The sequence below is a fragment of the Microbacterium sp. 13-71-7 genome (assembly GCF_002257455.1).
Classification (GTDB): Bacteria; Actinomycetota; Actinomycetes; order Actinomycetales; family Microbacteriaceae; genus Microbacterium.
In genome coordinates this window covers 1-12528 of sequence record NZ_NCKN01000012.1, presented here as the reverse complement: position 1 = coordinate 12528, position 12528 = coordinate 1, and the positions used below count along the sequence as shown (strand labels likewise).

General features: G+C 70.6%; 13 protein-coding genes. 4 read left to right on the top strand and 9 right to left on the bottom strand.

Annotated features, from left to right (window positions below; translation table 11 throughout):
• Positions 1 to 59 precede the first annotated feature (59 nt).
• The 3 genes from B7X32_RS02175 (at position 60) to B7X32_RS02165 (ending at position 2598) form a co-directional block, all read left to right on the top strand.
• A complete protein-coding gene (locus B7X32_RS02175; protein WP_292715378.1) occupies positions 60 to 374 on the top strand; it encodes a hypothetical protein in 315 nt (104 codons plus the stop codon).
• Positions 371 to 1858 carry a 5'-nucleotidase C-terminal domain-containing protein gene (locus B7X32_RS02170; RefSeq protein WP_292715375.1) on the top strand — a complete coding sequence of 496 codons (1488 nt, stop codon included), beginning with the start codon at positions 371 to 373 and terminating at the stop codon, positions 1856 to 1858. Before B7X32_RS02175 ends, B7X32_RS02170 begins: the two co-directional genes overlap by 4 nt.
• Before the next feature lie 92 nt (positions 1859 to 1950).
• Positions 1951 to 2598 (top strand): GntR family transcriptional regulator, encoded by a 648-nt coding sequence (locus B7X32_RS02165; protein WP_292715372.1) that lies wholly within the window; start codon positions 1951 to 1953, stop codon positions 2596 to 2598.
• A gap of 73 nt (positions 2599 to 2671) precedes the next feature.
• On the opposite strand, the gene B7X32_RS02160 is transcribed toward B7X32_RS02165, so the two are convergent.
• The 9 genes from B7X32_RS02160 to B7X32_RS02120 are packed head-to-tail and all read right to left on the bottom strand — an operon-like array spanning position 2672 to position 11442.
• On the bottom strand, positions 2672 to 3928 hold the full coding sequence (locus tag B7X32_RS02160; RefSeq protein WP_292715369.1) for an ABC transporter substrate-binding protein: 1257 nt from the start codon (positions 3926 to 3928) through the stop codon (positions 2672 to 2674).
• Entirely contained in the window at positions 3925 to 5100 is a 1176-nt protein-coding gene (locus tag B7X32_RS02155; RefSeq protein ID WP_292715366.1) for a branched-chain amino acid ABC transporter permease, read from the bottom strand. Before B7X32_RS02155 ends, B7X32_RS02160 begins: the two co-directional genes overlap by 4 nt.
• Positions 5097 to 5981, bottom strand: coding sequence for a branched-chain amino acid ABC transporter permease (locus B7X32_RS02150; protein WP_292715363.1), 885 nt, complete (start codon positions 5979 to 5981; stop codon positions 5097 to 5099). Before B7X32_RS02150 ends, B7X32_RS02155 begins: the two co-directional genes overlap by 4 nt.
• Entirely contained in the window at positions 5978 to 6838 is an 861-nt protein-coding gene (locus B7X32_RS02145) for an ABC transporter ATP-binding protein (protein ID WP_292715360.1), read from the bottom strand. The genes B7X32_RS02150 and B7X32_RS02145 overlap by 4 nt, the downstream gene beginning before the upstream one ends.
• Complete coding sequence (locus B7X32_RS02140; RefSeq protein ID WP_292715357.1) at positions 6835 to 7602, bottom strand: ABC transporter ATP-binding protein; 768 nt, start codon at positions 7600 to 7602, stop codon at positions 6835 to 6837. The genes B7X32_RS02145 and B7X32_RS02140 overlap by 4 nt, the downstream gene beginning before the upstream one ends.
• Entirely contained in the window at positions 7602 to 8480 is an 879-nt protein-coding gene (locus B7X32_RS02135; RefSeq protein ID WP_292715353.1) for an amidohydrolase family protein, read from the bottom strand. Before B7X32_RS02135 ends, B7X32_RS02140 begins: the two co-directional genes overlap by 1 nt.
• Positions 8477 to 10075, bottom strand: coding sequence for an AMP-binding protein (locus B7X32_RS02130; protein WP_292715350.1), 1599 nt, complete (start codon positions 10073 to 10075; stop codon positions 8477 to 8479). Before B7X32_RS02130 ends, B7X32_RS02135 begins: the two co-directional genes overlap by 4 nt.
• 3 nt (positions 10076 to 10078) lie before the next feature.
• Positions 10079 to 10984, bottom strand: coding sequence for an SDR family NAD(P)-dependent oxidoreductase (locus B7X32_RS02125; RefSeq protein WP_292715346.1), 906 nt, complete (start codon positions 10982 to 10984; stop codon positions 10079 to 10081).
• Positions 10981 to 11442 carry a MaoC family dehydratase gene (locus tag B7X32_RS02120; protein WP_292715343.1) on the bottom strand — a complete coding sequence of 154 codons (462 nt, stop codon included), beginning with the start codon at positions 11440 to 11442 and terminating at the stop codon, positions 10981 to 10983. Before B7X32_RS02120 ends, B7X32_RS02125 begins: the two co-directional genes overlap by 4 nt.
• A 173-nt stretch (positions 11443 to 11615) precedes the next feature.
• Between B7X32_RS02120 and holA the strand changes: the two genes are divergently transcribed.
• On the top strand, positions 11616 to 12528 hold a 913-nt coding region (gene holA / locus B7X32_RS02115), incomplete at its 3' end, for a DNA polymerase III subunit delta (protein WP_292715340.1).

Genomic DNA, 12528 nt, shown 5'->3' with positions numbered 1-12528 from the left:
GTCCGTACCATCCCGGATCCTCAGTGGGGGGGATCCGTTCCTTGGGGGAAGTGAACGCGATGAAGCGTAGGAGAATCCACGGAGTCCTGATCCTCGGGCTCGCCGTCCTGCTCGGTCCGGGGGTCGGGGGCATGCTCGCGCCACCCGCGCACGCGGCGTCCGGTTTCACCGGCACCGTGTCGATCGCGCATCTGAACGACGTGCACGGCAACGTCTTCGAGACCGCGACGGAGATCGGCTATGCCAGGATCGGCGGCTACGTCGACCAGCTGAGGGCGGACAACCCGAACACCCTGTTCCTGGACGCGGGGACACGTTCTCCGGGTCGAAGCACACGGCGATCGACCGCGGCGCGAGCATCGTGCCGATCGTGAACACCCTGGGGTTCGACGCGCGGACCGCGGGCAACCACGAGTTCTCCTACGGCTCGCCGTATCTCCAGGAGCTCGCCTCGCGCCTGGATCACCCGATGCTGGCCGGCAACATCGTCTCCTCCGCCACCGGACAGCCGGTCCTGCCGGGGTACACGATGGTCGCGCTGCCGAACGGCATGAAGGCGGGCGTGATCGGGGTCACCACGCCGGTCTCCGCAGCGATGGGCTCGCAGGACGTCGAGTACCGGGACGCGATCACCGCGACCCAGGCCCTCGTGGACGAGGTCACCGGCCAGGGCGCGGATCTCGTGATCGGGCTCGTGCACCTGGGCGACCAGGGCTCCGACATGACGAGCCTGAAGGTGGCCGACGCGGTCACCGGCATGAACCTGATCGTCGACGGGCACAGTCACAGCACGCTGCCTCAGGGGCGGCTGCAGAACGGCACCCTGATCGTGCAGACGGGCGAGTTCGGGCGCAACCTCGGGGTCGTCGACCTGGGCATCGTGGACGGGAAGGTCACGAGCGCGACGGCACGACTCGTGTCGCGCAGCGAGATGGCGAACGCGCCGGAGAAACCCGCGACCAAGGCGGCCGTGGACGCCTTCCGCGTCGTGTCGGATGCGTACTTCGCCACGCCGATCGGCAGCACCTCCGTGCTGCTCGAAGGCACCCGCGACATCGTCCGCACCCAGGAGACCGCGCTGGGGAACATGTTCGCGGATGCGATCTCGGCCGCCACGGGCGCGGAGATCACCCTCCTCCCCGCGGGATACGTGGGCGGGCGCATGACGCCGGGGCCGATCACCCGAGGAGACGTCCTCACGCTGTCGCGAGCCCCGACCGCCATCACGAAGAAGGTGTTCACCGGCGCGGAGCTCCTCCGGATCCTGAACGCGCAGTACGCGAGCTATCCGACGCCGTCCGGCTCCTTCGCGCAGGTGAGCGGGCTGTCGGTCGTGCTGGATCCGGCGGGGGCGACGTCGAAGTCGAAGGTGCATCGGGTGCAGGTGGCGGGGAAGCCGCTGGATCCGAACGCGAGCTATACGGTCGCGACGACGACCGGCGTCGCGAGCGGCTTCGCGGGGACGGTTCTCGCGGAGTACCCCGGCGTGGCCGAGATGCTCAGCGACCACATCGCCGCGCACAGCCCCGTGGCGCCGGTGGTCGAGGGGCGGATCACGCGCAGGACGTCGGACGGACCGACCGTCCCGACCGGACCCGGCGGAACGGGCGGCCCCGGCCCCTCGCAGACTCCCTCGCCGAGCACCGCCAGCATCACTCCGTCGCCGAGTCCGGAACCCGCACCGACGTCCGCCGGTCCGACCGGCTCCGCCGACGACAGAGGTGCGTCCGGTCGACTCGCAGCGACGGGATCCGGGGGACCGCTGCTCGCGTCGCTGCTCGCCGGCGTCGGAATCCTCGTGGGCCTGCTCCTCCTGGCGTCCGCGCGCCGCCGGCGCAAGGACCTCGGAAAACGCTGACCCCGGCCCGCACCCGCCTTGCCCCGGACGATAGTCTTCGGGGCGAAGCGGGTCGCCCTGTGCCGAGGCGGCGCGGGCAGGAGCATGGAGTCATGACGGTAGCCGAGCAGGGCGCCGGTGCGCGCCCCGATCTGACCGCGCAGCTGCGGGACGCGATCCTGAACGCGGAGTTCGCGCCGCACCAGCGCCTGGTCGAGGCGGACCTCAGCGCGCAGTACGGTGCGAGTCGCGCGTCGGTGCGCACGACGCTGCTGACCCTCGCGAGTGAAGGCCTGATCGAGCGGCTCCCGAATCGCGGTGCGCGGGTGCGTGCGATCAGCATCGACGAGGCCATCGAGATCGTCGAGGTGCGCGTCGCCCTGGAGTCGCTGTGCGCGCGCAAGGCCGCGGAGAAGCTCACCGAGGACGGCGCCGAAGAGCTGCGCGCCCTTCGCGATGCGCTCGAGACCGCGGTGTCGGCGGGCGATCTCCTCGCCTACGCGCGCCTGCACCAGGATCTGGATCGCCTCCTGCGTGCGCTGAGCGGCCACGCGACGGCGACGCTGCTGCTGGAGCGGCTGCAGGCGCAGTCGGCGCGGCACCAGTTCCGCCTCGGCTTCCTGCCGGGCCGTGCGGCGACCTCGGCGCCGGAGCACACCGCGATCATCGATGCCGTCCTCGCGCGGGATCCGGATGCCGCCGAGTCTGCCACGCGTGCGCACCTCGCGGGCGTCATAGCCCTGCTGCGCACGATGGACTGATCCTCCCCGTGCGCGAGAAGGGCCCGCCCGCAGCGAAAGCGGACGGGCCCTTCTCGCGAGATCCGCGGGAGGCTCAGAACCCCGGGCCGCGGCCCTTCGGCGCCACGTACTGAGCCGTGAGCGCTTTGAGGCTGCCCGGTGCGGTCGGATCATACGAGAAGATCGACGACGTGTCGGGCTGGAGGCGCTTGGCCACCGGGCCGTAGGTCATGTCGCCGTTCAGACCGAGATAGTCGATCTTGCCGAGGCCGTCCATCGCCTCCATGAGGCCCGGACCAGACAGGTCGCCGAGCTGGACGGCCTTCTCGAGGATCGTCGTCGCGGTGATCGCCTGCATGAACCCGTAGACGTTCTGCATCGTCGGCGTCTTCCCGAGCTTGTCGGTCAGCAGCTTGATGCCCTCGATCGAGGTGTCGTCGAGGTCCCCGGCGAGGCCGGTGATCACGAAATTGTCCTTGAGGTAGGTCGCGATGTCCGTGTCCTTGAAGGACTGGGCGATCGAGAAGAACTCGGTCTCCCAGATCGGGGCGTAGTCGAGCTGGGTCGCTGCCGCCACAACGTTGGGCACATTGCCGTTGGCGCCGCCGAAGACGACGAGATCGCACTTCGCTGTCTTGAGCGTCTGGATCTGCGCCGTGAACGCGGTGTCCGTCGGAGCGAACTCCGTCTTGGGGCCCACGGTGAAGCCGAGCTCCTTCCCCGCGTGCTCGAGGGCGTCCTGGCGGGCCTGCCCCGACTGGTCCGCCTGGACCATGGAGCAGACGGTGGAGCTCTTGCTGATCCGGCCCTTCTCGAAGAGGTAGGACAGCGCGTTCCACACGTTCGACTGGTAGGACGTGAACGTCATCCCCAGGTTCTCCTGCGCGGTGAAGCGCGAGCTCTGGGTCGACGGGAGGGCGACGGCCTTGTTCTGCTTGAGGATCGGCAGCAGCGCCTCGGTCGACGCATCGCCGAGGATCCCGGACAGCATCACCACCTGGTCCTTGATCCGCTGGTACTCCTGCACGGCGAGCTGCGGGTTGTACTGGTTGTCCGCGGTGATGACCTTCACCGGGTACTTGCCGGCGACCCCGCCCTTCGCGTTGACGATGTCGTAGTAGGCCTGCTGCCCGGCGACCTGCTCATTCGCCGAGGGCGCGATCGGACCGCTGAGCGCGGTCATCTCGCCGACGTGGATGACCCCGTCGGACAGGCTGAAGCCCGGCACCGATGCCAGTGTCGTGGAGGCGGTGCCGGATCCGCCGCTCGGAGCGGTCTGAACGGCGCAGGACGTGAGGAGCAGCGCGGCAGCGGCGACGATGCCGATGGCGCCAGGAGTGCGATCTCTCACAGGCTGTGTCCTTTCTGGTGTGTCGTGATCCCCGGTGCGGGGTCGGGTGGCGAGGCCGCGGGTGCGGCCTGCGTCTTCGCCGGCGCCGCAGCGGGCCGGCGACCGGGGCGGCGGAAGAACGAGATCAGCCCGCCGCGCCGGAAGAGGAGGAAGAGGACGATGAGGACGCCGTAGACGACGAGTCCGAAACCGGACACGCTCACCCCGCCCTGTTCGCCGGGCTTCGAGATGAAGGGCAGCACGTCGGCGAGCCGGATCGCGATCACGGGGACCAATCCGATGAAGAGAGCGCCGAGCACAGGGCCCCAGATGCTCGCGAGCCCGCCGATGACCACGATCGCGACGTACTGGATCGACAGGTCCAGCCCGAAGTTCTCGGGTCGGATGTACTGCAGCTCGACGCCGAGCAGTCCTCCGGACAGGCCGCCCAGCGCCGAGGACACGATGAACGCGTTCATCATCGTCGGCAGGCGCCGCGCCCCGAGCACCTCGGCGGCGAGGTCGTGATCCCGGAACGCCTGCATGGCGCGGCCCGACCGGGAGCGCACGATGTTGGCGACCGCGAGAAGGATCACCGCGAGGATCAGCCAGCAGAGGATGAACATGCCCTGCTCGCGGGAGAGCAGGAACGGGCCGACCCGGAGCGCGGCGAAATCCAGCGGCCCGAGCAAGACCGGCGCCGTCACGACCGTTCCGTTGAGACCACCGGTGAGAGCGGGCAGGTTCCGCGCGGCGTAGATGCCGATGAAGACCAGCCCGAGCGACACGATCGCCAGGTAGGGCCCCTTGAGCCTGAGAGCGAAGGGGGCGACGACCGCTCCGAGGGCGCCCGCGAACAGGGTGGACAGCGGGAGCCAGAGCAGGAACGGCAGGCCGAGCTGACCGCCGAGGACCTGCCCGCAGAACGCCCCGGCGCCGACGAAGAACGCGTGCCCGAGGGAGATCTGCCCCGCGTATCCGGTCAGCAGGTTCAGGCCGGTCGCGGCGATCGCGGCGATGGCCGCGGTGGTCAGCACGGTCAGGATGTAGCTGTCGGCGACGTTGAGCGGGATCGCGACGATCGCGACGAGGAACGCGATCGCGAGGATCTTCTTCCGCAGGGTGTCGAAGAGCCGCGGCGCCTGCCCGCGTGTGCGCGGTGCGAGGGCGGATCCTGTCGTGGTGAGGGTCATGCGCGGCGCACCTCTCGTCGGCCGAACAGTCCGGCGGGTCGGATGAGGAGGATCGCGAGCATCACCAGATAGGGCACGACCTCGGAGAATCCCGATCCCCAGCTCTCGGGGACGAGGGAGACGGCGAACTGCTGGACGACGCCGATCACGAGCCCTCCCACGACGGCCCCGAGCGGCGACTCGAGGCCGCCCAGGATGATGACCGGAAGGGCGAGGAAGGCGTACACCTCGAGCCCCGGACGCACACCGCCGCCGACGGTGGTCGAGAGCACGACGCCGCCGAAGGCGCCCAGTGCTCCGGCGATGCCCCAGGAGATGCCGTACACGAAACGCGTGCTGACGCCCTGGGCCATGGCGGCCTCGCTGTCGATCGCCGTCGCGCGCAGGCTGAGCCCGATGCGGGTGTAGCGGAAGAACAGGAAGAAGGCGAGCAGGATCCCCGCGGTGATCGGGATGAGCGTGGCGTCGCGCGCCGTGATGCCGATGCCGCCGATGCGCAGCACGTTCAGCGCCCAGGGATCGCCGAGGTTCAGGGAGTCGCCCGGCCAGATGCCGGTGACGACGGGCGCGACCGCGATCGTCACCCCGAAGGTGATCAGCAGCGCGGCGAAGTGATCACGGACGCGATGCAGGACGAACGCCTCCAGGAGCACGGTGAACAGCGCGACGGCGGCCATCGCCACGATCACGCCCGCCCAGAAGGGCAGGCCGGCCTGGTGGATGAGCGCGTAGGCGAGGTACGCGCCGAGGACGACGAAGCTGCCCTGCGCGAGGTTCAGGATGCCGGATGCGCGCGCCACGATCACGAAGCCGAGCGCGAGCACGGCGTACAGGGATCCCAGCGCGATGCCGGAGGTCAGCGTCTGGAGGAACTCGGTCATGCGTGCTTCGCCTTCCGGTCCTGGTCGCGAGAGATGCCGAGCGCGACGGTCCCCGTCGCCGTCGGGTCGTCCGTCTCCTCGGTCTCGTCTCCGAGGTAGGCGCTGATGACGCGGGGGTCCGCGATCGCCGCGCGGGGGGACTCGATGGTGACGACGGTTCCGAAATCGAGCACGAGCGCGCGGTCTCCGAGACGGGTGACCATGCCCATGTCGTGCTCGATCATGACGACCGTGAGGCCCAGTTCCTGTTTGGCGGTGAGGATCCAGCCGGCGAGCTCGTCCGTCTCCTCGTCGTTCATCCCCGCGGCGGGCTCGTCGAGCAGCAGCAGCCGCGGCTCGACGGCGAGGGCGCGGGCGAGCTCTATCCGCTTCTTGATGCCGTAGGGAAGATCGCGGATCGGGCGGTTCAGGAAATCGCCGAGCCCCAGCAGATCGATGAGCGGCCCGCACGCCCGCCTGGCCTCCGCCTCCTCCCGGCGGGCGCGGCCCCACCACACGGCGCCGGTCAGCACACCGGAGCGCATGAGGCGCTGGCGGCCCAGGACCACGTTGTCCATCACGTCCATGTGCTCGAAGAGAGCGAGATTCTGGAAGGTGCGGGCGATGCCGAGGTCGGCCAGCCCGGTGCGTCGCACCTCGAGCAGGGATCGCCCGTCGAAGACGACGGATCCGGACGTCGGCTGGTAGATGCGGCTGAGGACGTTCAGCAGCGAGGTCTTGCCGGCGCCGTTGGGGCCGATGACCGTGAAGAACTCGTTCTCGCGGACGTCGAAGGAGACTCCGCGGAGGATGTGCAGTCCGCCGATCCGGAGTTCGACGTCGCGCACTTCGAGCAGCGGCGGGACAGGGGCGGTCATGCGGCGTCCTCCGATCCGAGTCCGAGCAGGAGCCGCTGCAGGCCGGCGTCCGCCCGCAGTTCCTCGGCCGCCGCCTCGTGGACGATGCGCCCGTGTTCGATCACGTAGCCGCGGTCGGCGACGGCGAGGGCCATCGTGGCGTTCTGCTCGATGAGAAGCACGCTCGTGCCGGCGGTCCTGATGGCGTCGATGGTGTCCCGCACGTGGGTCACGAGCTTGGGGGACAGGCCGAGCGTCGGCTCGTCGAGGATGAGCAGTCGCGGCGACGACATGAGGGCCCTGGCGACCGCGAGCATCTGCTGCTCTCCGCCGGAGAGCAGCCCTGCCGGCTGATCGTGCCGCTCGGCGAGGCGGGGGAACAGATCCATCATGCGGCTGCGGTTGGCTTTGAGCCGGCTCGTGCCCACCGTCGTCCCGCCCATGTCGAGGTTCTCCGCGACCGTCATCGCGCCGAAGATCCGGCGCCCTTCGAGCGCCTGCGCGACGCCGTGACGGACGATCGCGCGGGGCGAGCGCCGCGTCAGAGGCGAGCCGAAGCTCGTGATCGCGCCTGCGGAGACCGATCCGCCCTGCGCCGGCAGGAGTCCCGTGATCGCTCGCGCAAGGGTGGACTTGCCGGCGCCGTTCAGGCCCATGAGCGTCACCACCTCACCCTCTGCGACGGTGAGGGAGATGTCCCGCAGGGCGGTGATGGATCGTCCGTATCGGACGCTGAGCCCCTCGATGCGCAGGGCGGGGGCGCGATCGCTGTCCGGAACGCGCATCAGGCAGCTCCGCCGTCGAGTCCGAGCAGCCGGATCGCGTTCTCCCGCAGCACGAGGCGCTCCACCTCTTCCGGCAGCTCCAGCGTTGCGAAATCGCTCAGCCAGCGGTCGGGGGTCAGAGCCGGGAAGTCGGAGCCGAACAGCATCTTGTGCCGGAGGTAGGTGCGAGTTGCACGCACGAGGCCGGCGCTGAAGTACTTCGGAGACCACCCGGACAGGTCGATCCAGACGTTGGCCTTGTGCGTCGCGACGGAGAGGGCCTCGTCCTGCCAGGGCACGCTGGGATGGGCCATCACGATCTGCAGCCGCGGATGCCGCGCCGCGACGTCGTCCAGCAGGATCGGGTTGGAGAGTCCCAGCCGCAGGCCGAGTCCGCCCGGGACGCCGGCGCCGACCCCGGTCTGGCCGGTGTGCACGACGACGGGGAGATCGAGGTCCTCGATCGCGCCGAAGAGCGGATCGAACGCCTCCGCCGAGGGGTCGAAGCCCTGAAGCGTCGGATGGAACTTGAAGCCGCGGACCCCCAGCTGCGAGGCCTGCCGCTCGAGTTCGCGCAGCGCGGCAGGGCCCTGCAGGGGATCCACGGACCCGAACGCGATCAGCGCCTCCGGATTGCGCGCGGCGCCCGAGGCGATGTCGTCGATGCTGTTCGGGGCGTGACCGGTGTTCGTCGTCGCGTCGACTGTGAAGACGACCGCCATCATGTCGCGCTCGCGGAAGTAGGCGGCGGTCTCGTCGACGGTCTTGGCCGGGTCGGTGGTGCCGAAGTATCGATCCATCGCCTCGCGCTGCTCGGCGGAGGCGCCGAACCGGCCAGCGTCGTCGACCTGGATGTGGACGTGCGTGTCGATCGCCCTGATGCCCGCGAGGCCGGTCACGATGCGGCCCCCTCTCCGCGATCGCGGATCATCTCCTCGCGGAGGCGGACCAGATCGACCTTGCCTGTCGGGGTGCGGTCCATCGACGGGCGGAACAGGATGTGCCGAGGGCGCTTGTATCCGGCCAGGAGGCCGTCCACGTGTGCGAGCAGCTCCTCGGCCGAGACGTCGCCCGAGCGCTCGACCACCGCGGTCACGATCTCCCCGAACCGCGCGTCTGGGGCGCCGAGCACCACGGCGTCGGCGACGGCGGGGTGGGTCAGGAGGGCTTCCTCGACCTCGAGCGGGTAGACCTTCTCGCCGCCGGTGTTGACGACCGCGCTGCCGCGCCCCAGGAACTCGACGTGCCGGTCGTCCTCGACTAGCACCCAGTCACCGGGGATCACGTGACGCACGCCGCGGATCACGCGGAATGCCGCGCGGGTCTTCTCCTCGTCGCGGTGGTAGCCGAGCGGCAGCGCCCCGCGCTGGGCGAGGAGGCCGAGCGCGCCGGGGAGATCCTGGACCTCGGCGAGATCCTGGTCGAGCACCACAGCGGTGGGGAGCAGCCTCGGCCGACCAGGCAGGTCGGAGACGCCCGTCGTGACGGTGACCGCGAGGCCGCCGCCCTCGGAGGATGCGAGCAGATCGAAGATCGTGAGCGCGCCGAGGACGTGCAGTCGGCGCTTGGTGTCGGGGCTGAAGCGCATGCCGGAGCTCATGAGGGAGGTGACGGCGCCGAGGGATCCGCCGGCGCGCTCCGCGGCCTCCGCGAGCGGGAGGGCGACGGCGTCCCCGGCGACGATGATCCGGGTCGCGTGGTGCGCGAGGGCGAAGCACAGGGCGCTCTCGGCGTCCAGGCGCGCAGAGGAGGTGAGCAGCACCGTCCCGCCCAGGGTGAAGGTGTTCATCGACATCGTCAGCGCGGTACCGTGCATGAGCGGGGCCAGGGGGAGCGTGACCGGGTGCGGACCCGCCGGGTCGATGGCGATCGCGAGCGCCGCCTCACTCGTGGTCGGCCAGGGCAGCGCGCACATCGAGTAGGTCGGGAACATCTGGCCCTCGAAGAGATCCAGCTCGGCCCAGCGCACGGCCTTCGGCCGCCCGGTCGTGCCCCCGGTGTAGATCCAGAGCTCGGTGCCCTCGGGCGCTGCGGGCGGGAGCGGGACCTCTTCCGCGATCGCCTCGGCCCAGGGCAGTCCTGGGACGTCGCCATCGTCGTCCGGCACGCTCACCAGGAGTACTCCGGTCGCCGCCTGCGCGGCGGCATCGCGGGCGGTCGAGCCGAGGGACGTCGGATGCACCATCGCGGCGGCACCCGAATCGTCCAGGAGCGCCGCGATCTCCCCGGCGCGCAAGCGGAAGTTCAGCGGTACGGGGACGAGCCCCGTCGCCAGGCACGCGAAGAGCGTGATGAGGAACTCCGGGCGGTTGTGCAGGAGGATCGCGACGACGTCGCCGGAGCGCAGGCCCCGCCGTGCGAACGTGCCTGCGAGCGCCCCGGCCTCGCGGGCGAGACGGGCGTAGGTCCAGGTGTCCTGCGGGGTGCGGATCGCGATGCGATCGGGCTGCGACCGCGTGACGGCCTGCCAGAGGTCTGCGTAGTGGGCGCGCATCGATCAGCCCTGCGGCGGCCCGGAGTGCTGAGCGTCGGAGGAGAGCCCGTCGCGCCAGGCCTCGTCGAGCTGCGCGGCGGTCCAGCCGCCGTCGTGGTCGAGGGTCCGCAGCGCCGCGGGGTGGGCGTAGAGCGTCAGCCGGTCGCCGCCGATCCCGATCGCCTGGCCCGTGACGTCCGCGGAGGCGTCGGACGCCAGCCACACGATCAGCGAGGCGACGTCCTCCGGGGTGCCGAGGGCGTGATCGCGCCGGTACTCGACGGGGATCCCCCCGCCGGCGAGGTAGTCCTCGTACACCTGGGCGTAGGCGGGGATCATCGCGGTCATGGGGGAGAGGGCCGTCGGGATCACGGCGTTCACGGTGATCTCCGCGCGGGCGAGCTCGAGGGACCAGGTGCGCGCCATCGCGACCAGTCCGGCCTTCGCCGCGGCGTAGTTGGTCTGGCCGAAGCTTCCGAACTGTCCGGCGGGCGAGCCGATGAGCACGATGCGCCCGCCCGTTCCCTGCTCGCGCATCGCCACCGCGGCGGCCCGTCCGCACGTGAAGGATCCGCGCAGGTGCGTTCCGATCACCGCGTCGAAGTCGTCGTCCTCCATCTTCCACAGCACCCGGTCGCGCAGCACGCCGGCGTTCGCGACGAGGACGTCGAGGCGTCCGAACGAGGAGATCGCAGCGGCGACGAGCTCTTCGGCGGTCGTGGTGGGACCGACCGGCCCCACCACGACCGCGGCGCGTCCCCCAGCGCCCTCGATGTCGGCAGCGGTGCGAGCCGCCGTTCCGGCATCGACATCATTGACGACCACGGCGGCCCCCGCCTCGGCCAGGGCGAGCGCGTATGCCCGTCCGAGGCTGCGGCCGGCGCCCGTGACGATCGCGACCTTGCCGTCCAGGCGGATCCCGCCGCTCATCGGTAGTACCTCAGCACGAGCTCGGCCACGCAGGCGGGCTTCTCGCCGCCCTCGATCTCGAAAGTCACGGGCACCTCGAGCTGCCACCCGCCGCCGACATCGGTCACAGAGGCGACATGACCGCGCAGCCGGATCCGGGATCCGACGGGGACGGGGGCGGGGAACCTCACCCTGTTCATGCCGTAGTTGATGCCCATGCTGGCGCCGGAGACCTCGAAGACCTGACGCATGAGCGGGACCACGAGGCTCAGGGTGAGCAGACCGTGCGCGATGCGCGTGCCGAACGGCGTGGTCGCGGCGAAGTCCTCGTCGATGTGGATCGGGTTGTCGTCGCCGGACACCATGGCGTAGAGATCCACCTCCTCCTGGGTGACCTCGCGCCAGGAGGACGGGCCGAACTCGGCGCCCTCCAGTCCGGGCAGATCATCGACGGTCACGGAGACGTCCGCAGCAGTCATGGCACTCCTTCTCGCTTCATCGCATCGTGCGGAGCACGGAGGCATCCTCGCCTCAGTTTCAGGTTACCTGAAACCACCCTCGATGGGAAGGGTGATTTCGGACGCCGTCCGGAAACGCACGGATCCGGCCATGGGGCGCGGCGGACGTCTGCGGCCGCCGGTACGCTGGAGCCATGCCCGCACCGCGCTCGTCCTCCGCCGCACGACGGGGAGGCAAGGCGACGAACATCCCGCAGGTGTCGTGGCGCGAGCCTCGACCGGCGCCGATCGTCCTGGTGTCCGGGCCCGAGGAGATCTGCGCGGAACGCGCGATCGCGGGGGTGCGCGCCTATCTGCGCGCGGAGGACCCCGCGCTCGAGGTCAGCGACCTGCGCGCCGACGACTACGAGGGCGGCAGTCTGCTCGCGCTCGCCTCGCCGTCGCTGTTCGGCGAGCCGCGCCTGCTGCGTATCTCCGGGGTCGAGCGCTGCACCGACGCGTTCCTCGCTGAGGCCGTCGCGTACCTCGAGCATCCGCAGGACGGTGCGACGGTCGTCCTCCGGCACACCGGAGCGAGCGTGCGCGGCAAGAAGCTGCTCGACGCGATCCGCGCTGGGGCCGGCGGCGGGATCGAGATCGCCTGTCCTGCCATCAAGCGCGACGACGAGAAGGCCGACTTCGCCGCGGGCGAGTTCCGCGCCGCCGGTCGCCGGATCCAGCCGCAGGCGCTGCGGGCACTGGTCTCGGCCTTCTCCGACGACGTCACGGAGCTCGCGGCCGCCTGCCAGCAGCTCATCAACGACGTCCAGGGCGATGTCACGCGCGACGTCGTCGAGCGCTACTACGGAGGGCGCGTCGAGGTCTCCGCATTCGTCGTCGCCGATACGGCGATCGCCGGGCGCCTGGGCGATGCGCTCATCGCGCTCCGTCATGCGCTGGCCTCCGGCGCGGATCCGGTGCCGATGGTCGCCGCGTTCGCGATGAAGCTGCGGTCGATGGCCCGGGTGGCCGGATCCAGGGAGTCCAACGCGGCCCTCGCCGCCCGGCTCGGGATGAAGGACTGGCAGGTGGACCGCGCCCGCCGCGACCTGAGCGGCTGGAACGAAG

Excerpts from the sequence above, each read along its gene's own strand:
- B7X32_RS02130 (WP_292715350.1), bottom strand. The coding sequence starts at position 10,075 with ATGCGCGCCCACTACGCAGACCTCTGGCAGGCCGTCACGCGGTCGCAG.
- B7X32_RS02150 (WP_292715363.1), bottom strand. The coding sequence starts at position 5,981 with ATGACCGAGTTCCTCCAGACGCTGACCTCCGGCATCGCGCTGGGATCC.
- B7X32_RS02120 (WP_292715343.1), bottom strand. The coding sequence starts at position 11,442 with ATGACTGCTGCGGACGTCTCCGTGACCGTCGATGATCTGCCCGGACTG.
- B7X32_RS02140 (WP_292715357.1), bottom strand. The coding sequence starts at position 7,602 with ATGCGCGTTCCGGACAGCGATCGCGCCCCCGCCCTGCGCATCGAGGGG.
- B7X32_RS02165 (WP_292715372.1), top strand. The coding sequence starts at position 1,951 with ATGACGGTAGCCGAGCAGGGCGCCGGTGCGCGCCCCGATCTGACCGCG.
- B7X32_RS02125 (WP_292715346.1), bottom strand. The coding sequence starts at position 10,984 with ATGAGCGGCGGGATCCGCCTGGACGGCAAGGTCGCGATCGTCACGGGC.
- B7X32_RS02175 (WP_292715378.1), top strand. The coding sequence starts at position 60 with ATGAAGCGTAGGAGAATCCACGGAGTCCTGATCCTCGGGCTCGCCGTC.
- B7X32_RS02145 (WP_292715360.1), bottom strand. The coding sequence starts at position 6,838 with ATGACCGCCCCTGTCCCGCCGCTGCTCGAAGTGCGCGACGTCGAACTC.
- B7X32_RS02155 (WP_292715366.1), bottom strand. The coding sequence starts at position 5,100 with ATGACCCTCACCACGACAGGATCCGCCCTCGCACCGCGCACACGCGGG.